Source organism: Pseudomonas sp. MYb541 (assembly GCF_037479595.1).
In the GTDB taxonomy this organism is placed as follows: Bacteria; Pseudomonadota; Gammaproteobacteria; order Pseudomonadales; family Pseudomonadaceae; genus Aquipseudomonas; species Aquipseudomonas canadensis.
On sequence record NZ_JBBGYS010000015.1, the window covers coordinates 92,047 to 112,391 of the forward strand.

Genomic DNA, 20,345 nt, shown 5'->3' on the forward strand with positions numbered 1-20,345 from the left:
CGGTTACTTAACAGTTTGCTGGAAGCATCAACCTACGCGGTAGTTTGGCGCTTCCTTGGTGATCTGCACGTCGTGGACATGGGATTCAGCCATGCCGGCGCCGGTGATCCGTACGAACTCTGGCTTGGTGCGCATCTCTTCGATGTCGGCGCTGCCGGTGTAGCCCATCGAGGAACGCAGGCCGCCCATCAGTTGGTGGATGATCGCGCTCAGGGTGCCTTTGTAAGGAACACGGCCCTCGATGCCTTCCGGGACGAGCTTCTCGGCGCCTGCCGAGGAGTCCTGGAAGTAACGATCGGAAGAGCCTTGCGCCTGGGACATGGCGCCCAGCGAACCCATGCCACGGTAAGCCTTGTACGAACGGCCCTGGAACAGTTCGATCTCGCCTGGCGCTTCCTCAGTACCGGCGAACATCGAGCCCATCATCACGCAGGAAGCACCGGCTACGATGGCCTTGGACAGGTCACCGGAGAAACGGATGCCGCCGTCGGCGATCAACGGTACGCCAGTGCCTTCAAGGGCTGCGGCGACGTTGGCGATGGCGCTGATTTGCGGCACGCCCACACCCGCTACGATACGAGTGGTGCAGATCGAGCCTGGGCCGATACCGACCTTGACCGCATCCGCGCCCGCTTCGGCCAGGGCCTTGGCGGCAGCGCCGGTGGCGATGTTGCCGCCGATCACTTGCACTTCAGGGAAATTCTGTTTGACCCAACGCACGCGGTCGATCACGCCTTTGGAGTGACCGTGGGCGGTGTCGACCACCACCACGTCAACGCCGGCAGCGACCAGGGCCGAAACGCGGTCGCCCGTGTCTTTACCGGTGCCGACCGCCGCGCCAACGCGCAGACGACCTTGGTCATCCTTGCTGGCCAGCGGGTAAGCCTTGGCTTTTTCGATGTCGTTGACGGTCATCATGCCTTTGAGGGCGAATTTGTCGTCGACGATCAGCACACGCTCGATGCGGTGCTTGTGCAGCAGTTCGCGCACATCGTTCTTGTCGGCGCCTTCCTTGACAGTGACCAGACGCTCTTTGGGCGTCATCACTTCACGGACGGTGACTTCAAGACGGTTCTCAAAACGCACGTCACGGGAAGTGACGATACCGACCAGGTCGCCATCGTGCAGCACCGGAACACCGGAGATGTTGTGCAGGCGGGTCAGGTCGAACAGGTCACGCACGGTGGCGTCGGCTTCGATGGTGATCGGATCTTTCACCACACCGGCTTCGTAACGCTTGACCTTGCGCACTTCGGCAGCTTGCTGCTCGATGGTCATGTTCTTGTGGATGATGCCGATGCCGCCTTCCTGAGCCATGGCGATGGCCAGACGGGCTTCAGTGACGGTGTCCATGGCAGCGGAAACAAGGGGAATATTCAGCTCGATGCCACGGGTTAGGCGGGTCTTGAGACTGACTTCGTTAGGAAGCACCTCGGAATAACCGGGCACTAGGAGAATGTCGTCGAATGTCAGAGCTTCTTGGCTGATACGCAGCATCGCGGGGGCTCCCGAGCGGGAAAATGGAAGCGCGCCATTATATACATGCACCCTGCCGGGCTCAATGTAAAACTCTGACAAACTTGGTAATACTGATAGATGGGGAAAAACAGCCCTCTTTAGTAGCCGGCTTGCCGGCGATGAGGCCCTTGAGCCTGGCGCTCGACCATTGGGCGCCAGCGCCGGCAAGCCGGGCTCCTACAGGGGGGCGCCGCAGTGAGTTACAACTCGACTTTGACCCAACTCATCTTCTGGTCCAGCCAATCGGCAAATTCGTCGATAAAACTCTGCTTGAACCCGGCCTCCGCCCAGTTGTTGAAGATAAATCCCAGGTTGGAAAACCCGCATTGCTGTAGGAACAGGAACCCATTGATGTCGTCTTCATGCCCACACAGCGGGCAGGTGAAGTTGTCGGTGTGGCCGGGCATCCAGTCTTCGAGGCTTTCGAACAGGGCTTCACCGACTTCCTTGCGGCATTCCGGGCAACCGGCTTCTTCGAGAAAACCCTTGGCCGGCGTGTAGATGCAGCGCTTGTAGATGATCTCCAGGCCGTTGATCGGCTCGTTGAACGGCAGCGCCTCGGGGTACAACACCACGGCGCGAGCGCCATCGGCGAGGGCATAGCCCATGCGGTTGCCGGTACGGCCGCAAGTGGTGAGTTCTTCCTTGATGATGTTCTTGCGCACCAGCCAACGCACGATTGCCCGGGCGCGGGGTTCGTGGACGGGCAAAGTGGAGATTTTCGGGACAAGGATGCTTTGGGAATTCATGAGAGTCCTGCGGTGTGGCGTCTGACGCCTTCGCGGGCAAGCCCGCTCCCACAGGTGACCGCATTCCTACAGGAGAAATGCGGTCGAATGTGGGAGCGGGCTTGCCCGCGAAGAGGCCCTGAAGGCTGGCAGCTTAATCCCTGAAAAAATGAGGTCAAGTGCTCAAGTAACGCCCAATCAACGCAATCCCACTCGCCAGCACCAACCACGTCACCAACCTTACAAACGCCTCACGCGACATGCGCATCGTCAGCCTACGCCCGCACCACAGCCCGAGGGCCATCGCCGGCAGCAGGCACACCGCCAACATCAACAGCGGCAAATCAGCATACACCCCGGCTACCAGGAACAGGCTCAGACGCACCACCGTGCTGCAACTGATCAACGCACTCTGGGTGGCGCGCGCGGCGTCCTTGGGCAGGCGGCTATTGAGATAGATCGCATAGAGAAAGCCGCCACTGCCAAACAATGCGCCGAACAAACCACCGACGGTGCCCATGGGAACCGACCAACCCGCCGCCAGTTGGGCTGGCCGTGCCTTCACTGCCAAGCTGTAGACCGCATAGACGCTGATAAACAAGCCCATCAGCAGCAGTAGCAGGTCCGAATGCAGATTGAGCAAAAACACCACGCCCAGTGTGCAACCGATCGCCATGCACGGCAGCAAGCGCAGCAGCTCCGGCTTGTTCACGTCCTGCCGCGATTGCAGCAGGTTGCCAAACGCTGCGACAAAATCCAGCAGCACCAGCAGTGGGATGATCTTCGACAGCGGCATGAACAGGATCAGCAACGGCCCCGCCACCAAGGCGGTGCCAAATCCCGCGATACCGAACACGATATAGGCCACGACAATGCCCAGGCCGATCACCAGCCAATCCACACCACCAAACGACCACTGGCTCATCAGCTCAACCGGGTTCATGGGTCATTCCTTATTAGAGATGGCCTTCACTTTAGCCAGCGCCGAGAGATGCGACTAATATCTTCAAAGCCCTCCACCCATCTCGAAAAGGCATGACGCGTGATTTCTACCCGCCAACTGCGTTACTTCGTCGAAATCGCCGACAGCGGCAGCTTCAGCGCCGCCGCCGAACGCCTGTTTGTGGCGCAGTCCGCCTTGAGCCGGCAGATCAAGGAGCTGGAAGCCCAGTTGCAAACACCCCTGTTCGAGCGTACTGCACGCCAACCACGACTCACCGCTGCGGGTGAGGCCTTCTATCCGCGAGCACGCAACCTGCTGAGTGAGCTGATCAAGGCCAGCGAGATGGCCAAACAAGTGGGCAATGGCGAACTGGGCACGCTGCGCCTGAGCCATTCAAGCACTGTGCCGATGAGCGGCCCATTGCTGCAAGGCATCAGCACCTGGCTGGAACGCTGCCCTGGGGTGTCGATGGACATCGTCAAACTGTCCTCCGAAGCGCAGTTGGAAGAAATCGCCGACGGTCGGCTGGAAGTCGGGCTGTTGCGCCTGCCCGTGTTGCGCCAGCGCGAAGGCGTGCGAGTCGTGCCTTTATATAGCGAGCAACTGTTGCTGGCGGTGCCGCCGAATCATGGGTTGGCGCGCAGCAATGCGCCCATCGAACTGGGGCAATTGAAGGACGAAGCGTTTATCTCGATCCCCCATCCCCAGCGGGGCGGCTTGAGTTATCTGTCAGCCGAATTGTGCATGCGTGCGGGATTTTTCCCCAAGGCTGCACGGGTGATGTCACGTAAGACCACCCAATTGCAGTTGATCCAGGCCGGCTTCGGTATTGCCTTGTTACCAAAATCCATGCAGGACATCGCCCCTGCCACTGTGCACTTTTTGCCCCTGGCCGACCCGGACTGCCTTAGCACCGTGGCCCTGGCCTGCGCACAACGGCCGAGCGCGCTGGTGGAGCAATTCTGTCAAACCTTGCACGAATGCCTATAAACTGCCGCCCATGATTAAAGATCCTTTTGCCCGTCTGGGCCTGGACCGCGAAGTCCTGACTGTCAGCCAGCTGAACGGCCGTGCGCGGGTGTTGCTGGAAGACGTGTTCACCAATATCTGGGTCGAAGGCGAGATCTCCAATCTCGCCCGCCCGGCCTCTGGCCATGTGTATTTTACCCTCAAGGACAGCGGCGCCCAGGTGCGTTGCGCGCTGTTTCGCAACAACGCCGCGCGGGTACGCCAGGCGCTGAAGGACGGCCTGGCGGTGAAGGTACGCGGCAAGGTTTCGCTGTTCGAGGGGCGTGGTGATTACCAACTGATCCTCGACACCGTGGAGCCAGCCGGTGATGGGGCACTGCGCCTGGCGTTCGACGCGCTGAAGGAAAAGCTCAGCGCCGAAGGCCTGTTCAGCGCCGAGCGCAAAGTGCCGCTGCCGGCGCACCCTCGGCGCATCGGCATTATCAGTTCGCCGACCGGCGCGGTGATTCGCGACATCATCAGCGTGTTCCGCCGTCGTGCGCCAAACATTGAACTGACCCTGATCCCCACCGCCGTGCAAGGCCGCGAAGCCATCCCGCAGATTGTGCGCGCACTGAAACTGGCAGATGCACGCGGCTTCGATGCGCTGATCCTGGCCCGTGGCGGCGGCTCGCTGGAAGACCTCTGGTGCTTCAACGAAGAAGCCGTAGCCCGCGCGGTGGACGCCTGCGTCACGCCAATCGTCAGCGCTGTTGGCCATGAAACCGATGTCTCCATCAGCGACTTCGTGGCCGACGTGCGCGCCCCTACCCCTTCTGCGGCTGCTGAATTACTGGCACCGGACGCCAGCCATTTGGTGCGCCAGGTCGAGAACCTGCACCGCCGCCTGGTGATGCTGATGCGCAATCGCCTGAGCCATGACCGCCTGCGACTGGAGGGCATGGCGCGACGCCTGCGCCACCCTGGCGAACGCCTGCGCCAGCAAGCCCAGCGCCTCGATGACCTGGACATGCGCCTGCGCCGTGCATTCGAGCGCAGCCTCAATACCCGCCGCGAGCGCCTGATCCGCCTGGAAACCCGCCTTGCCGGCCAGCACCCCGGTCGCCAACTGGCACTGCTGCGCCAGCGCCTGGACAGCCTTGCAGAACGCCTGCCCCGCGCCATGCGCGAAGGCCTCAAGGCGCGACGCCTGCAACTGCAAAGTCAGATGCAGACGCTGCACGTGGTCAGCCCGCTGGCGACCCTGGGCCGTGGCTACAGCATCCTGCTGGACGAGCGCGGCCATGCCATTCGCAATGCTGCGCAGACCCACACCGGCCAGCGCCTCACCGCGCGTCTCGGTGAAGGCCAATTGCAAGTGCGGGTGGAAGACAACCACCTGACACCCGTCACCCTTTCGTTATTGGATTGATTGATGCCACGTCTCTTTAGTGTGTTGATGCTGCTGTGCCTTGCCGTTAACGCTCATGCCGATAGCTACATCACCCGCACCTTGAACAAGCCGGTGCCAGGTGGTGTTGCCGTTGTCGAACTGGGCCCTTCCGCCGCTGCACCCAAGGCCACGTACTTGGGCAAGCCTGTGCTGGTGGTGAAAGAGGCGGACAACTGGCTGGCAATTGTCGGCATCCCGTTGACAGTCAAGCCCGGCAACGAACTCATCAGCAGCGGCGGGCGTAACCTGCCGTTTATCGTCGGCTACAAGAAGTACCCGGAACAGCGCATCACCCTGAAAAACAAAAGCCAGGTGAACCCCGACCCGGCGCAGCTGAAACGCATCGAGGCGGAGTTGGCGGTGCAGATCAAGGCTTACCGAAGTTTCAGCCCGAACCTGCCGAGCAACCTGGTGCTGGACAAACCGGTAAACGGGCCGCTGTCGAGCAAGTTTGGCGTGCGGCGTTTCTTCAACGGTGAAGAGCGCAATCCCCATTCGGGCCTGGACTTCGCCGTGCCGGCCGGTACACCGATCAAGACGCCGGCCAACGGCAAAGTGATTCTGGTAGGCAACTACTTCTTCAACGGCAATACCGTGTTCGTCGACCACGGCCAGGGCTTTATCAGCATGTTCTGCCACATGTCGAAGATCGACGTGAAAGTCGGTGACCCGCTCACGCGTGGCGCGGTGGTGGGTAAAGTCGGTGCCACGGGCCGCGCGACCGGGCCGCACATGCACTGGAACGTCAGCCTGAACGACGCGCGAGTCGACCCGGCGATCTTCATTGGCGCGTTCCAGCCCTGAAACGCTAGATTGCGCGCCTGATAATGGGCGCGCAATTAAAACCAACCCTCGGCAAATCCCCAGGCACAAAATCTCGTTTCCTACGTAGATAGCAGAACTTCTCTCAATTTTTCGCGACTGCTTGCCATCTTTCACCCCGACGGTTAGGGTTGGGCTTATGAAAACCTCTCACACCCTCATTCAGCTCCGCCAGCACCGCAGCCTGTGCCTCGTCAGCGCACGACTGCCTGGCTGAATCGATCTGCCTCGTCCCGCGATTTATCCCCAATAACAGTTCCACGGCAGGCCGCCTTTTCTCGGCCCCTACAACAAAGGATTTCCCGATGAGCATGCTCAAAGACCCGTCTTCGAAGTACCGCGCGTTCCCGACTATCGACATCCCGGACCGCACCTGGCCGTCGAAGACCATCACCGAAGCGCCGATCTGGTGCAGCTCGGACCTGCGTGATGGCAACCAGTCGCTGATCGAGCCGATGGACGCGGTGAAAAAGCTGCGTTTCTGGAAGACTCTGGTTGCCGTCGGCGTGAAGGAAATCGAAGCCTCGTTCCCAGCCGCCTCGCAAACCGACTTCGACTTCGTACGTACCCTGATCGAAGACAACCACATCCCCGAGGACACCACCATCCAGGTGCTGACCCAGGGCCGTGAAGACTTGATCGCACGCACCTTCGAATCCCTGCGCGGCGCCAAGAAGGCCATCGTGCACTTGTACAACGCCACGTCGCCGTCCTTCCGCCGCATCGTGTTCAACCAGGACAAGGACGGCATCAAGGCCATCGCGGTCAACGCGGCCAAGCTGTTCGTCAAATACGCCGCCCAGCAGCCGGAAACCCAGTGGACCTTCGAATACTCCCCGGAGACGTTCAGTGCCACTGAGCTGGAGTTCGCCAAGGAAGTTTGTGATGCGGTGATCGAGGTGTGGAACCCGACGCCTGAGCACAAGATGATCCTCAACCTGCCGGCTACCGTGGAATGCGCCACGCCGAATATCTATGCCGACCAGATCGAGTGGTTCGGTCGCCATATCAACCGTCGTGACAGCGTGATCATCAGCCTGCACACCCACAACGACCGTGGCACTGGCGTGGCCGCCACCGAGCTGGGCCTGATGGCCGGCGCCGACCGTGTCGAAGGCTGCCTGTTCGGCAACGGCGAGCGTACCGGTAACGTCGACCTCGTCACTGTGGCCCTGAACATGTACACCCAGGGCCTCGACCCGCAGCTGGACTTCTCCGACATCGACGGCGTGCGCAAGGTCGTCGAGGAGTGCAACCAGATCCAGGTGCACCCACGTCACCCGTACGTCGGCGACCTGGTGCACACCGCGTTCTCCGGCTCTCACCAGGACGCGATCCGCAAAGGTTTCTCCCAGCAGAAAGACGATGCGCTGTGGGAAGTGCCGTACTTGCCGATCGACCCGGCCGACATCGGCCGCAGCTACGAGGCGGTGATTCGCGTGAACAGCCAGTCGGGTAAAGGCGGCATCGCCTACCTGCTGGAGCAGGAATACGACATCAGCTTGCCGCGTCGCATGCAGATCGAGTTCAGCCAAGTGGTACAGGCCGAAACCGACCGTGTGGGCCTGGAGATGACAGCGCCGCAGATCTACGCATTGCTGCAGCGTGAGTACCTGCAAGCCAACACCCCGTACGCGCTGGTCAGCCATCGCCTGCAGGAAGAAAACGGTAACAGCTTTGTTGAGGTGGAAGTCTCCGGCAAGGGCCAGGGCGAAACCAACCTGCACTGGAAAGGCAAAGGCAACGGCGCGTTGGAAGCGCTGGTGGCAGGCCTGCCGATTGGTGTGGAGATCATGGACTACAACGAACATGCAATCGGCGCAGGCACCAACGCCAAAGCGGCGGCCTACATCGAGCTGCGTGTGAACGGTGAGCGTCCGGTGCATGGCGTGGGTATTGATGAAAACATCACCACCGCCAGCTTCAAGGCGCTGTTCAGTGCGCTGAACCGCTCGTTGAGCCAGCAGGAAGCCAAGGCGGCATAATTTACCTGCTGAAATGAGGAAGGCCCCTGGATGAGAATCCTGGGGCCTTTTTCGTCACCGGGTTTAAGTGAACTCGAATGTATCGGCGTCCAAGTTCGCGGGAAACCGCGTGCGGTAAGCCGCCAACTCCGCCGCGTCCAGACTCACTGCAAATACACCGTCCGCCTCCCCCGCACTCAGCAGGGTCTCACCCTGGAAGTCCAACACCTGGCTATCCCCAGTGTAAGCAAAGCCCTTCCCATCCGTGCCCACCCGATTCACTGCCGCCACGTAGCACAGGTTTTCAATAGCCCGCGCCGGCAGCAGCCGGTTCCAGTGTGAACGCCGCGCACCCGGCCAGTTGGCGGTGTACAGCAGCAGGTCGGTGTCCTGGGCGTCGCGGCTCCATACCGGGAAGCGCAGGTCGTAGCAAATCAACGGGCGAATACGCCAGCCCTTCAATTCGAACTGCACCTGGCGTTCGCCCGGCGTGTAGTGATTATGCTCACCCGCCATGCGGAACAGATGGCGCTTGTCGTAATGCAGCACCTCGCCATCCGGACGCGCCCACAGCAGGCGGTTGCGGTGGCTGCCGTCGGCGGCCTGGATGATCACACTGCCGGTAATCACCGCGTTGTACTTCGCCGCCTGGGCCTGGAGCCAATGATGGGTCGGGCCGTTTTCAGGCTCTGCAAGGGCTTGCGACTCCATCGAGAAGCCGGTGGTGAACATCTCCGGCAACACAATCAGGTCGGCGCCTTTGGCTTGCTCCAACAGCAGTTCGAAATGTTCGAGGTTGGCCTGGCGGTCATGCCAGGCGAGGCTGGTCTGGACCAGAGCGATGTTCAGGTCTGGCAGTGCACTCAGATCACGCATAGTTTTTCGGCCGCTTGGCGCAGCGTTTCCTCGCGTTTGGCAAAGCACAGGCGCACCAGGCGCTGGCCTTGGGGTGGGGTCTGGTAAAACACCGAAACCGGGATGGTGGCCACACCGTGTTCGCGGGTCATCCACAAGGACATGGCGACGTCATCCAGGTCCGGGCGGATCTGTGAGTAATCCACCAGTTGGAAGTAGGTACCGGTCACTCGGGTAAAGCTGAAACGGGACGGCGCCAACAGGTCGCAGAACAGGTCACGCTTGGCCTGGTAGAACGCCGGTAATTCGTCGACGTGTTCCGGGTGTTCGGCCATGAAATCGGCCAACGCGTATTGCAGTGGGGTCACGCCGCAGAAATTGACGTATTGGTGCACCTTACGCAATTCGGCGGTGAGGGCTGGCGGCGCGACGACATAGCCGGTTTTCCAGCCAGTGACGTGATAGGTCTTGCCGAAAGAGCTGACCACAAACGCGCGCTGGTAGAGTTCTTCGTGAGCCAACACGCTGACGTGAGACACGCCGTCGAATACCAAGTGTTCGTAGACTTCGTCGCTGACCAGATAGATATCACGGTCACGGATCAGTTCGGCCAATTGGTCCAGCTCGGCGCGGCTGATCAAGGCACCTGTAGGGTTGTGCGGGGTATTGAGAATGATCATGCGCGTGCGCGGTGACAGCGCCGCCTTGACCTTCTCGAAGTCGAGGGTAAAGCCGTTCAGGCTCAGTTGCACATGCACGCAGCAACCGCCAGCCAGCTCCACCGAAGGCTCATAGCTATCGTAGCTGGGGTCGAACACGATCACTTCATCGCCCGTGCGAATCACTGCCTGGATCGCGCAGAAGATCGCTTCGGTGGCGCCAGGGGTGATGGTCACTTCACTGTCGGCATTGACCGTGGCGCCGTAACTGCGGGCAATCTTGGCGGCCACCTGCTGACGCAGCACCGGCAGACCGGTCATAGGGGCATATTGGTTGTGACCGAGGGCGATGTGCTTGCCCACCGCGTCGAGCAAAGCCTGGGGGCCATTGAAGTCCGGGAAGCCCTGGGACAGGTTGAGCGCGCCGGTTTCGGCAGCGAGTTGCGACATGGTGGTGAAAATGGTCGTGCCGACATTCGGCAGCTTACTGGTGATCATCGAAAGGCCCCTGCAGGTGAGCCCCAAGTTTTAAGCTGCCAACTGCACCGGGTCAAGGCACAAACCATCGCGCACAAAAAAGGGCTCCAAAGGAGCCCTCTCTCACAACTTGAAGCTGCCGTTATTTCTTGTCACGGCGCTTTTTGTCGGCCTTCTTGTGGTGAGTCATCAAACGACGCTTCTTGTTCACCTGACGGTCAGTCAGTGTGTTCTTGTTGCCTTCGTATGGGTTCTCGCCACCTTTGAACTCGATACGGATCGGCGTACCGACCAGTTTCAAGACACGGCGGTAGGTGTTTTCCAGGTAACGCACATAGGACTTCGGCACCTTCTCGATCTGGTTACCGTGGATCACGATAATCGGCGGGTTGGCACCACCCAAGTGGGCGTAACGCAGTTTGATCCGGCGGTTGTTGACCATCGGCGGCGCGTGCTCACCAACGGCGTCTTCCAGGATCTGGGTAAGGCGATTGGTCGGCCAACGGGTGACCGCGGACTTGAACGAGTTCTGTACGGACGCGTAGAGGTTGCCCACGCCGGTGCCGTGCAGTGCCGAGATAAAGTGGATATCGGCGAACTCGACGAAAAACAGTCGGCGTTGCAGCTCGATCTTGACGAAATCGCGCTCGCTCGGCGTCATGCCGTCCCACTTGTTGATCGCGATCACCAGTGCCCGACCGGCCTCCAGGGCAAAGCCCAGCAGGTTGAGGTCGTGGTCCACCACGCCTTCGCGGGCGTCCATCACAAAGATCACCACGTTGGCGTCTTTGATCGCCTGCAGGGTTTTCACCACCGAGAACTTTTCAACTTCCTCATGGATCTTGCCGCGCTTGCGCACACCGGCGGTGTCGATCAGCGTGTACTTTTCCTCGTTGCGTTCGAAAGGGATGTAGATGCTGTCGCGGGTGGTGCCGGGTTGGTCGTAGACGATAACCCGATCTTCACCGAGCATGCGGTTGACCAGCGTCGACTTGCCGACGTTAGGGCGGCCGATGATGGCGATCTTGATACCGTCTTTTTCGCTCGGGCCAGGAATGCGCTTGGCTTCCTCGCCTTCGGCAACGATTTCCTCTTCGCCTTCTTCTTCCTCGACATCATCCTTGGGGAAATCGCGCAGGGCGATTTCCAGCATCTGGGTGATACCGCGACCGTGAGCGCCGGCGACCGGAATCGCATCGCCCAGGCCCATCGGGCTGAATTCGGCACGGGCCGCTTCAGGATCGATGTTGTCGATCTTGTTCGCGACCAGATAGGAACGCTTGTTGCGCTTGCGCAGGTGCTCGCCAATCATTTGGTCAGCAGCGGTGTAGCCCGCACGGGCGTCCACCAGGAACAACACGACATCGGCTTCTTCAATGGCGAGCAGAGACTGCTCGGCCATCTTTTCGTCCATGCCATGCTCGTCACCGGAGATACCACCGGTGTCGACAATAATGTAGGAGCGCCCTTGCCACTTTGCCTCACCGTATTGGCGATCACGGGTCAGACCGGACAAGTCGCCGACGATGGCGTCGCGAGTCCTGGTCAGGCGGTTGAACAAGGTGGACTTGCCGACGTTAGGTCGGCCCACCAGGGCGATTACGGGAACCATGCGGCTCTCCACTTCGTTATTTCAGAAAATACAAAAGCCGCTGCAGGGCAGCGGCTGGTGCTCGGGGCAGCATAATCAAATGCCGCATGCCCCGCCGAAGCGGGGCCGCCTGGGTGTTACCCCAAGCATAGTTCTTACTTGATGGTCAGGGCTTCCAGCTTGCCGCTGTTGCCAAACACATAAAGCATGTTACCCACGACCAGCGGACGCGCACGCAGGCCGTCGCTGTCGATACGCTCGCGACCCACGAAGCGACCGTCCACCTGGCTCAGCAGGTGTAGGTAGCCTTCGAAGTCACCCACGGCGACGTAGCTGGAAAACACTTCCGGTGCCGACAATTGACGGCGAGCCAAGGAGTCGTTGCTCCACAGCGCGGTAGTGGAACGTTCGTCGACACTTTCAACGGTGCCGGACGAGAGGCTTACGTAGACGCTGCCAAACCCTTGGGCGACACCGGCGTAGCTGGAAGCATCACGCTGCCAGTTAACGCGGCCGCTCTGCAGGTCCAGTGCGGCAACACGGCCCTGGTAGGTAGCGACGTAGAGGGTTTCACCGGACAGCAGCAGGCCGCCGTCGATGTCCACTACGCGGTCCAGCTCGGAGCGACCTTGCGGGATGGCCACACGGGTTTCCCAGGCCGGCACGCCGTTCTGGGTATCCAGGGCGACCACTTTACCGGTCGACAGGCCTGCAACGGCCAGATTGTTGGTCACAATCGGACCACTGGTACCGCGCAACGTCAGCACCGCTGGGGTGCTGTCGTACAACCAACGCTGTTCGCCAGTGCTGGCGTCGAGGCCGATTACACGGTCGTCCTGGGTTTGCACCACGACGATATCGCCGTTGGTGGCAGGCGGTGCGAGGACTTCACTGGTCACGCGAGCGCGCCATTTCTCTTCACCGGTGCTGGAGTCCAGGGCCACGACTTCGCCTTTCAGCGTGCCGAGCATCACCATGCCGTAACCCACGCCGACGGCGCCGGAGACTGGCAATTCGAGGTCTTTCTTCCACTTCACGTCGCCGTTCATGCGATCCATGGAGATCACCACGCCGGTCACGTCAGCGGCCACAATGTTGTCACCGTCGATTGCCGGTACCAACATGTTGTAGGTGTCGCCCTGACCGTCACCGATGGAGCGGCTCCACTGCTTTTGCAGGACCACTTCTTCCTTGAAGCTGGTCAGCTCGGCCGGAGGCAGTTCTTTTTTACTGTTGCTGCTGCAACCCGCGGCCAGAACGGCCAGAGCCAGCAATGCTGCATGTTTCCAACGGATCACGTCACGCATCCCCTTTGGCCAAGTCGTCCAGCTTGATTTGTAAGCCACCGACCGCCGCTTCATCAGACAGCGCCGCCTTGGCTTTTTGGTACGCAGCATTGGCTTCGTCGGTACGACCCAATTGGACCAACAGGTCGCCCTTGAGCTCTTCGCGAGTGGCTACAAATGCCTTGTCAGCATCGCCGTCGAGCAGTTTGAGTGCTTCGTCAGCCTTGTTCTGTGCCGCCAGTACCTGAGCCAGGCGCTGACGTGCGATTTCACCCAGGGTCGGGTTGGTCGGCTTGTCGGCGATGGCCTTCAGCTCAGCGGCGGCGTCATCCAGCTTGCCGGTGTCGACCGCGACTTTCGCGACGAACAGGCTGCCGTATTGGGCGTAGGTGCTACCGCCGAATTCATTCTTCAGCTTGCCGGCCAGGTCTGCAACCTGCGCAGGATCAGGCTTGCCGTCCGGCGTCAGGGTGGTTTCCAGCAATTGCTGATAGAGGATCGAGGCGCCTTGGGACTGGTTAGCCTGATACTTGGTCCAGGCTTGCCAGCCGAACACCACCACTAAAGCCAGCAGACCGCCAGTAACCAGGGGCTTGCCGTTACGCTGCCACCAGTCCTTGAACTCGGCCAGTTGATCATCATCAGAACTCGACACCCCAATACTCCTTAATCGCTAAATTCGGCTGTTCGACAGCTTCAACCCTGCACGACGCAGGTGGCCAAGTGCGCAGCGAGCGCATCAAAGGCAATGTTCTGTTGCTCGCCCTGGCCACGCAGGGGTTTGAAACCTATCACTTGCTGGGCCAGCTCGTCATCGCCGAGGATCAGTGCATACAGCGCACCGCTCTTGTCGGCCTTCTTGAACTGGCTCTTGAAGCTGCCAGCGCCGGCATTGACTTGCAGGCGCAGGTTGGGCAGTTGGTCGCGAACCTTTTCGCTCAGGGCCAGGGCAGCCAGTTCGGCGGCCTCGCCAAAGGCGCACAGGTACACATCCACTTGACGGGAGATCTCTTCCGGGACCTGCTCCAGGGTTTCCAGCAGCAGGATCAGCCGCTCGATGCCCATGGCGAAGCCCACGCCGGTGGTCGGCTTGCCGCCCATCTGCTCGACCAGGCCGTCGTAACGACCACCAGCACACACGGTGCCCTGGGCGCCGAGTTTGTCGGTGACCCACTCGAACACGGTCTTGCTGTAGTAATCGAGACCGCGCACCAGCTTGGTGTTGATCACGAACGGAATACCGGCCGCATCCAGGCGAGCCTTGAGGCCCTCGAAGTGAATACGGGACTCGTCGTCCAGGTAGTCGGCCATTTTCGGCGCATTGACCAGCACGGCCTGGGTATCGGCGTTCTTGGTATCGAGGACGCGCAATGGGTTGGTCTTCAGACGGCGCTGGCTGTCTTCGTCCAACTTGTCCAGGTGGGCGGACAAGTACTCGACCAGGGCCACTTTGTAGCGGCCGCGGGATTCACTGGTGCCCAGGCTGTTGAGTTCAAGCTTGACCGCGTCGCGGATGCCCAGCAGGCCCCACAGGCGCCAGGTCAGGACGATCAGCTCGGCGTCGATGTCCGGGCCGTCGATGTTGAACACTTCCAGGCCGATCTGGTGAAACTGGCGATAACGGCCTTTCTGTGGACGCTCGTGGCGGAACATCGGGCCGATGTACCACAACTTCTGCGGCTGGCCAGCACCGGTGAGGCCATGCTCAAGTACGGCGCGAACGCACGCGGCAGTGCCTTCCGGACGCAGGGTCAGGGAGTCGCCGTTGCGGTCTTCAAAGGTGTACATCTCTTTTTCGACGATGTCGGTCACTTCACCGATGGAGCGCTTGAACAGCTCGGTGAACTCGACGATCGGCATGCGGATCTGCTTGTAACCGTAGTTATCCAGCAGGCGCGCGACAGTGCCCTCGAAATAGCGCCACAGCGGCGTCTGTTCCGGCAGGATGTCGTTCATGCCACGAATGGCTTGCAGAGACTTGCTCACATCAAATCCTTAAATTCGTTCAATCAGCCGCGCGCGATCAGCGCTGCGTCAGCCGCGACCTTTTCGGCCGCTTTCTCGCGGATCAGCTTTTCCAGCTCATCCACCAGATTGTCATTCGTCAACTTCTGCGACGGCTTGCCGTCGATGTAGATCAGGTTCGGCGTACCACCGGTCAGGCCCACATGGGCCTCTTTGGCCTCGCCCGGCCCGTTGACCACGCAACCGATCACTGCAACATCCAGCGGCACCAGCAGGTCTTCAAGGCGCAATTCCAAGTCGTTCATGGTTTTAACCACGTCGAAGTTCTGCCGCGAGCAGCTCGGGCAGGCAATGAAATTGATGCCACGGGAACGCAAACGCAGGGATTTGAGAATGTCGTAACCGACTTTCACTTCCTCTACAGGGTCTGCTGCCAGCGAGATGCGGATAGTATCGCCAATCCCTTCGGCGAGCAGCATACCGAGACCTACCGCAGATTTCACTGTGCCTGAGCGTAAACCGCCCGCTTCAGTGATACCCAGGTGCAACGGCTGCACGATTTCCTTGGCCAGCAGGCGGTAGGCTTCTACCGCCATGAACACGTCGGAGGCCTTTACGCTGACCTTGAAGTCCTGGAAATTCAGGCGTTCAAGGTGCTCAACGTGGCGCAGCGCCGATTCAACCAGCGCCGCTGGGGTAGGTTCGCCGTATTTCTTTTGCAGGTCTTTTTCCAGGGAACCGGCGTTGACGCCGATACGGATTGGAATGCCACGGTCGCGAGCCGCATCAACCACCGCACGCACACGGTCTTCACGACCGATGTTGCCCGGGTTGATACGCAGGCAGTCCACACCCAGCTCGGCCACGCGCAATGCGATCTTGTAGTCGAAGTGAATATCAGCAACCAATGGCACCTTGACCAATTGCTTGATGCGGCCAAAGGCTTCGGCAGCATCCATGTCCGGCACGGAGACGCGCACGATGTCCACGCCGGCTGCTTCCAGACGGTTGATCTGGGCAACCGTGGCGGCCACATCATTGGTGTCGCTGTTGGTCATGCTTTGTACCGCGATGGGGGCATCGCCACCCACCGGCACCGAGCCGACCCAGATCTTGCGCGATACGCGACGTTTGATTGGAGATTCGCCGTGCATGACTATTGTCCCAACTTCAGGCGAGCGGTCTCGCCACTGGTGAACGGCGCTACGTCCACAGGCTGGCCGTTGTAGGCCACTTGCGCGCCACGGGCAAAGCCCAGACGCAGCGTCAAAGGAGGCTTGCCGCCCTGGTCGAGCGTATCTCCCTTACGCTTCAGACCGCTGAACAGCACTTTGCCGTTGCCATCGGTGACTTGTGTCCAGCAGTCAGCGATGAAGGTAATCTGTACACGGCCATCACCGGCGATCAACGCTGGGGTGGTGGGCGGCGAAATCGCAGGGGCAGCGGGAGCGGCTGGAGCCGGAGTCGCTGGCGCCTGCACTGGAGCGGCCGGAGTGTGAGCCGGTGCGGCAGCAGTCGCGGCTGGCGCGGTTTCCGGTGCGGCTGGCTGCTCGGTGGCAGCCGGTGCTTCCGGCGCGGCCTGGCTTTCGGCAACGGCCTGGTCTTCTGGCTCATCCAGCGGGTGAATCTGGGTGGTGCCGTCAGCGCTCTCGACTTCGACGTGCTCCATTGCGCTGCTGGTCAAGTCCTTGGCGCGCTGGGAGGTCTGGTCTTGCCACCAGACGAAACCGCCACCAATGACCGCGATCAGCAGCAACAGGCTGACTATTCGCAAAATCGTGTGGGAAACCCGCACCGGCTCTTCGATGCGCCCCAGGCCGTGGACATTGCTGCCCTGGGAGTCGGTGCCGGTGAATTGGTCGAATTCCTGGACCAGTATGGCTTGGTCGATACCCAACAATTTGGCATAGGCACGGATATAGCCGCGGGCAAAGGTGTGCCCAGGCAGCTTATCGAACGCGCCAGCTTCCAAGTTGCCCAGGGACGTCGTGGTCAAATTGAGCTTGAGGGCCACTTCCGCCAGCGACCAACCATTGCTTTCGCGGGCCTGGCGCAAGGTGTCGCCTGGGTTTACGCGATTAGCTGCTACAACTTCCGGGTGCGCCGCTTTCATCATTGCTCCGACAGGTATTGCTGATATTCCGGCGTACCGGGATAGAGTCGTTCGAGTTGCTGGCCAAAACGTGCGGCCGTGTCGCGTTCTTCATGAACCGTCGCCAGGCGCACGCCGAGCAATAGACTACGTGCATTTTGCCCACTGAGCAGGCTAAAACGCTCGTAATAGTCACGTGCTGGCACATAATGCCTGTCATCAAAGGATATCTCAGCCATTTCGAGCAATGCCCGAGGCTGGCGACTGTTCAAATGCAGGGCTTTTTCCAGTTGCTGGCGGGCGCTGTCGCGTTGACCTAAGCGCATCGAGGTCACCCCAAGGTTCTCGAATACCCGCGAGCGCTCAGGATAGAGGGTATCAGCGCTGGCTTGCTGGAAATAAAGGGCGGCCTGGTCATAACGTTTATGCTCGAACAGGAAGCTGCCGTAATTGTTCAGCAGCCGCGGGTCGGCAGGACGGGAGGCCAGGGCCTTATGGAAATACTGTTCGGCCAGTTCAGGCTCGGCCTGGGCCTGGAACACCAACGCCAGTGCGCCATTGGCGTCGGCATCGTCGCGGTCCAGCTCCAGGGCCTTCTGCAGCGGCACTTTGGCCTGTTCGCTCATGCCTTGTCGAAGGTAACCCAAGCCCAGTTGCACATAGGCAACCCGCGCCTCGTCACGGCCTTTACCGGTTTGCAAAGGGCTCTCATGACCCGATGAAACACAACCGGCCGCGAGACCGGTAACAAGCAAAAGCAGCGCAAGGCGCAAGGGCATAGAGATCCTCTCTCAGATTCGATTCACAGCAATCAGCGGCAGATCGTCGGCGGCGTTCAACTCACGCCCGGCGATATAACGCTCGCTGCGGCGGGTGCGGTCCATCACCTGCCCTACCAATTGGCCACAGGCGGCGTCGATATCTTCACCACGGGTGGTGCGGACGGTGACGTTGTAGCCGGCCTGGTGCAGTTGATCCTGGAAACGGCGGATAGCGTTGTTGCTCGGCCGCTCGTAGCCAGAATGTGGAAACGGGTTAAACGGAATCAGGTTGATCTTGCACGGGGTGTCCTTGAGCAACTCGATCATCTCGACCGCGTGTTCGACCTTGTCGTTGATGTCCTTGAGCAGGGTGTACTCAATGGTCAACACTCGCTTCTCGCCCAACGTTGCCATATAGCGCTGGCAAGATTCGAGCAGCATCTTAAGCGGATACTTCTTGTTGATTGGCACCAATTGGTTACGCAATGCGTCATTCGGTGCATGCAGCGACAGCGCCAGGGAGACGTCGATGTGCTTGGCCAGCTCATCGATCATCGGTACCACGCCGGAGGTCGACAGGGTCACACGGCGCTTGGAGATGCCGTAGCCCAGGTCGTCCATCATCAGGTGCATGGCCGAAATGACGTTATCGAAGTTCAGCAGCGGCTCACCCATGCCCATCATCACCACGTTGGTGATGGCACGGTCGACGGTCGCCGGGACGCTGCCAAAGGATTTGTTGGCAATCCACACCTGGCCGATCACTTCGGCGGCGGTGAGGTTGCTATTGAAGCCTTGCTTGCCGGTGGAGCAGAAGCTGCAATCCAGGGCACAGCCTGCCTGGGACGAAACGCACAAGGTGCCACGTTTGCCCTGGGGAATGTACACGGTCTCGACGCAGCTGCCGGACGCCACGCGCACCACCCACTTACGGGTGCCGTCGCTGGAGATGTCCTCGCTGACCACTTCGGGACCACGGACCTCAGCAATGGCCTTGAGCTTGTCGCGCAGGGCCTTGCTGACGTTCGTCATGGCATCGAAATCGTCGACGCCAAAGTGGTGAATCCACTTCATTACCTGACCGGCACGGAAACGCTTCTCCCCGATTGAGTCGAAGAATTTCTCCATTTCCGGCTGGGTCAGACCCAGCAGGTTGGTTTTAACAGTCGATGTAGTCATGGATTCACCCTCACTCTTTAAGCCGATGCTTAGCGAGCGGTTACTTCAGTAGCAGCGAAAAAGTACGAGATTTCGCGAGCAGCGGCAGCTTCGGAGTCCGAGCCGTGTACAGCGTTGGCGTCGATGGATTCAGCGAAGTCAGCACGGATAGTGCCGGCAGCAGCTTCTTTAGGGTTGGTAGCGCCCATCAGCTCACGGTTCAGAGCGATAGCGTTTTCGCCTTCCAGAACCTGAACAACAACAGGACCGGAGATCATGAAGGCAACCAGGTCGCCGAAGAAACCACGAGCGCTGTGCTCAGCGTAGAAGCCTTCAGCTTCTGCTTTGGACAGTTGCTTGAGTTTCGAAGCTACAACCTTCAGGCCGGCTTTTTCGAAACGAGTGGTGATCTCGCCGATGACGTTTTTTGCAACAGCGTCAGGCTTGATGATGGAGAAAGTACGTTGAACAGCCATGGTGTAACTCCAGAAACGGTAATTTACGAAAAATTAAACCCGCGAATTATACGCGGGTTATTGGGTATTGCCTAACTGCGTAAAGGGAGGCGTCAGTCCTGTTCTTCTTTCCAGGCAGTCTGGATAGCTTCCAGAACCTTCTCACCACCGCGATCACGCTCATCTTCGAACCCTGGCAACGCCATGACCATGTCACGCAAAGCTACAAAGTTCAGGGAGTAAGGATCCAGATCCGGGTTGGCATCGGCCAACAGGATAGCGATCTCTTGTACATCAACCCATTTAAGACTCATGACACTTCCTTGAATCAATGCGGCGCTTCGGCGGCATGGTTGAGGGAATATTTCGGAATTTCAACGGTGATGTCTTCCGTCCCGACCTTTGCTTGACAGCTTAGACGCGAAGTCGCTTCCAGGCCCCACGCGCGGTCAAGGAAGTCCTCTTCCAGCTCGTCAGCCTCTTCCAGGCTGTTGAAGCCCTCGCGGATGACGCAGTGGCACGTGGTGCAAGCGCACACACCGCCGCAGGCGCTTTCGATCTCGATGTGGTTGTCATGGGCAACTTCGAGGATGGACTTGCCGGTCTCAGCCTCCACGACCATACCGTCCGGGCAATGCTCGGCGTGTGGCAGAAAAATGACCTGCGGCAT

The 20,345-nt window shown here is 60.0% G+C and carries 20 protein-coding genes; 4 read left to right on the plus strand and 16 right to left on the minus strand.

Annotated elements, in window-relative coordinates; translation table 11 throughout:
• Positions 1-27: 27 nt before the first annotated feature.
• The 3 genes from guaB to WH299_RS11710 all read right to left on the minus strand — a co-directional run bounded on the left by guaB (position 28) and on the right by WH299_RS11710 (position 3,189).
• Complete coding sequence (guaB, locus tag WH299_RS11700; protein WP_010207937.1) at positions 28-1,497, minus strand: IMP dehydrogenase; 1,470 nt, start codon at positions 1,495-1,497, stop codon at positions 28-30.
• A gap of 221 nt (positions 1,498-1,718) precedes the next feature.
• A complete protein-coding gene (locus WH299_RS11705) occupies positions 1,719-2,267 on the minus strand; it encodes a hypothetical protein (protein WP_028617835.1) in 549 nt (182 codons plus the stop codon).
• Positions 2,268-2,421: 154 nt separating this feature from the next.
• Entirely contained in the window at positions 2,422-3,189 is a 768-nt protein-coding gene (locus tag WH299_RS11710) for a sulfite exporter TauE/SafE family protein (RefSeq protein ID WP_068937983.1), read from the minus strand.
• 99 nt (positions 3,190-3,288) lie between these two features.
• Here WH299_RS11710 and WH299_RS11715 point away from each other — a divergent pair, with 99 nt between their 5' ends.
• The 4 genes from WH299_RS11715 (at position 3,289) to leuA (ending at position 8,397) form a co-directional block, all read left to right on the plus strand.
• Positions 3,289-4,179 (plus strand): LysR family transcriptional regulator, encoded by an 891-nt coding sequence (locus tag WH299_RS11715; protein ID WP_122728698.1) that lies wholly within the window; start codon positions 3,289-3,291, stop codon positions 4,177-4,179.
• A 10-nt stretch (positions 4,180-4,189) separates the two neighbouring features.
• Positions 4,190-5,569, plus strand: a complete 1,380-nt coding sequence (xseA, locus tag WH299_RS11720) for an exodeoxyribonuclease VII large subunit (protein ID WP_122728700.1) — start codon at positions 4,190-4,192, stop codon at positions 5,567-5,569.
• A 3-nt stretch (positions 5,570-5,572) separates the two neighbouring features.
• Positions 5,573-6,394 carry a peptidoglycan DD-metalloendopeptidase family protein gene (locus tag WH299_RS11725; RefSeq protein WP_339550324.1) on the plus strand — a complete coding sequence of 274 codons (822 nt, stop codon included), beginning with the start codon at positions 5,573-5,575 and terminating at the stop codon, positions 6,392-6,394.
• Positions 6,395-6,717: 323 nt separating this feature from the next.
• A complete protein-coding gene (leuA, locus tag WH299_RS11730) occupies positions 6,718-8,397 on the plus strand; it encodes a 2-isopropylmalate synthase (protein ID WP_016977678.1) in 1,680 nt (559 codons plus the stop codon).
• 63 nt (positions 8,398-8,460) lie between these two features.
• Here the strand turns inward: leuA and WH299_RS11735 are convergent, their stop codons facing one another.
• The 13 genes from WH299_RS11735 to fdx form a co-directional block, all read right to left on the minus strand.
• Positions 8,461-9,252 (minus strand): amidohydrolase, encoded by a 792-nt coding sequence (locus WH299_RS11735; protein WP_122728705.1) that lies wholly within the window; start codon positions 9,250-9,252, stop codon positions 8,461-8,463.
• Positions 9,240-10,388: a pyridoxal phosphate-dependent aminotransferase gene (locus WH299_RS11740; protein WP_028617842.1), complete on the minus strand. Its 1,149-nt coding sequence runs from the start codon at positions 10,386-10,388 to the stop codon at positions 9,240-9,242. The genes WH299_RS11735 and WH299_RS11740 overlap by 13 nt, the downstream gene beginning before the upstream one ends.
• A 121-nt stretch (positions 10,389-10,509) precedes the next feature.
• On the minus strand, positions 10,510-11,979 hold the full coding sequence (gene der, locus WH299_RS11745) for a ribosome biogenesis GTPase Der (RefSeq protein ID WP_016977675.1): 1,470 nt from the start codon (positions 11,977-11,979) through the stop codon (positions 10,510-10,512).
• Between the two features lie 134 nt (positions 11,980-12,113).
• Positions 12,114-13,265, minus strand: a complete 1,152-nt coding sequence (bamB, locus tag WH299_RS11750; RefSeq protein ID WP_122728709.1) for an outer membrane protein assembly factor BamB — start codon at positions 13,263-13,265, stop codon at positions 12,114-12,116.
• On the minus strand, positions 13,258-13,899 hold the full coding sequence (locus tag WH299_RS11755; protein ID WP_016977673.1) for a YfgM family protein: 642 nt from the start codon (positions 13,897-13,899) through the stop codon (positions 13,258-13,260). Before WH299_RS11755 ends, bamB begins: the two co-directional genes overlap by 8 nt.
• 41 nt (positions 13,900-13,940) lie before the next feature.
• Positions 13,941-15,230 (minus strand): histidine--tRNA ligase, encoded by a 1,290-nt coding sequence (hisS, locus tag WH299_RS11760; protein WP_027605419.1) that lies wholly within the window; start codon positions 15,228-15,230, stop codon positions 13,941-13,943.
• 23 nt (positions 15,231-15,253) lie between these two features.
• Positions 15,254-16,363, minus strand: a complete 1,110-nt coding sequence (ispG, locus tag WH299_RS11765; RefSeq protein WP_003175952.1) for a flavodoxin-dependent (E)-4-hydroxy-3-methylbut-2-enyl-diphosphate synthase — start codon at positions 16,361-16,363, stop codon at positions 15,254-15,256.
• Positions 16,364-16,365: 2 nt separating this feature from the next.
• The gene (locus WH299_RS11770) at positions 16,366-17,322 is read right to left on the minus strand and encodes a RodZ family helix-turn-helix domain-containing protein (protein WP_339550325.1); all 957 of its coding nucleotides are present in this window, start codon (positions 17,320-17,322) and stop codon (positions 16,366-16,368) included.
• The gene (pilW, locus tag WH299_RS11775) at positions 17,322-18,080 is read right to left on the minus strand and encodes a type IV pilus biogenesis/stability protein PilW (RefSeq protein ID WP_123478457.1); all 759 of its coding nucleotides are present in this window, start codon (positions 18,078-18,080) and stop codon (positions 17,322-17,324) included. Before pilW ends, WH299_RS11770 begins: the two co-directional genes overlap by 1 nt.
• 12 nt (positions 18,081-18,092) lie before the next feature.
• The gene (rlmN, locus tag WH299_RS11780; protein ID WP_122728717.1) at positions 18,093-19,241 is read right to left on the minus strand and encodes a 23S rRNA (adenine(2503)-C(2))-methyltransferase RlmN; all 1,149 of its coding nucleotides are present in this window, start codon (positions 19,239-19,241) and stop codon (positions 18,093-18,095) included.
• Positions 19,242-19,270: 29 nt separating this feature from the next.
• Positions 19,271-19,696: a nucleoside-diphosphate kinase gene (gene ndk, locus WH299_RS11785; RefSeq protein WP_003175956.1), complete on the minus strand. Its 426-nt coding sequence runs from the start codon at positions 19,694-19,696 to the stop codon at positions 19,271-19,273.
• Positions 19,697-19,788: 92 nt separating this feature from the next.
• Positions 19,789-19,989, minus strand: a complete 201-nt coding sequence (iscX, locus tag WH299_RS11790; RefSeq protein WP_016977667.1) for a Fe-S cluster assembly protein IscX — start codon at positions 19,987-19,989, stop codon at positions 19,789-19,791.
• A gap of 14 nt (positions 19,990-20,003) precedes the next feature.
• Entirely contained in the window at positions 20,004-20,345 is a 342-nt protein-coding gene (gene fdx, locus WH299_RS11795; protein ID WP_015885743.1) for an ISC system 2Fe-2S type ferredoxin, read from the minus strand.

Excerpts from the sequence above, each read along its gene's own strand:
- guaB (WP_010207937.1), bottom strand. The coding sequence starts at position 1,497 with ATGCTGCGTATCAGCCAAGAAGCTCTGACATTCGACGACATTCTCCTA.
- WH299_RS11705 (WP_028617835.1), bottom strand. The coding sequence starts at position 2,267 with ATGAATTCCCAAAGCATCCTTGTCCCGAAAATCTCCACTTTGCCCGTC.
- WH299_RS11710 (WP_068937983.1), bottom strand. The coding sequence starts at position 3,189 with ATGAACCCGGTTGAGCTGATGAGCCAGTGGTCGTTTGGTGGTGTGGAT.
- xseA (WP_122728700.1), top strand. The coding sequence starts at position 4,190 with ATGATTAAAGATCCTTTTGCCCGTCTGGGCCTGGACCGCGAAGTCCTG.
- WH299_RS11725 (WP_339550324.1), top strand. The coding sequence starts at position 5,573 with ATGCCACGTCTCTTTAGTGTGTTGATGCTGCTGTGCCTTGCCGTTAAC.
- leuA (WP_016977678.1), top strand. The coding sequence starts at position 6,718 with ATGAGCATGCTCAAAGACCCGTCTTCGAAGTACCGCGCGTTCCCGACT.
- WH299_RS11735 (WP_122728705.1), bottom strand. The coding sequence starts at position 9,252 with ATGCGTGATCTGAGTGCACTGCCAGACCTGAACATCGCTCTGGTCCAG.
- WH299_RS11740 (WP_028617842.1), bottom strand. The coding sequence starts at position 10,388 with ATGATCACCAGTAAGCTGCCGAATGTCGGCACGACCATTTTCACCACC.
- der (WP_016977675.1), bottom strand. The coding sequence starts at position 11,979 with ATGGTTCCCGTAATCGCCCTGGTGGGCCGACCTAACGTCGGCAAGTCC.
- bamB (WP_122728709.1), bottom strand. The coding sequence starts at position 13,265 with ATGCGTGACGTGATCCGTTGGAAACATGCAGCATTGCTGGCTCTGGCC.
- ispG (WP_003175952.1), bottom strand. The coding sequence starts at position 16,363 with ATGCACGGCGAATCTCCAATCAAACGTCGCGTATCGCGCAAGATCTGG.
- WH299_RS11770 (WP_339550325.1), bottom strand. The coding sequence starts at position 17,322 with ATGAAAGCGGCGCACCCGGAAGTTGTAGCAGCTAATCGCGTAAACCCA.
- pilW (WP_123478457.1), bottom strand. The coding sequence starts at position 18,080 with ATGCCCTTGCGCCTTGCGCTGCTTTTGCTTGTTACCGGTCTCGCGGCC.
- rlmN (WP_122728717.1), bottom strand. The coding sequence starts at position 19,241 with ATGACTACATCGACTGTTAAAACCAACCTGCTGGGTCTGACCCAGCCG.
- ndk (WP_003175956.1), bottom strand. The coding sequence starts at position 19,696 with ATGGCTGTTCAACGTACTTTCTCCATCATCAAGCCTGACGCTGTTGCA.
- iscX (WP_016977667.1), bottom strand. The coding sequence starts at position 19,989 with ATGAGTCTTAAATGGGTTGATGTACAAGAGATCGCTATCCTGTTGGCC.
- fdx (WP_015885743.1), bottom strand. The coding sequence starts at position 20,345 with ATGCCGCAGGTCATTTTTCTGCCACACGCCGAGCATTGCCCGGACGGT.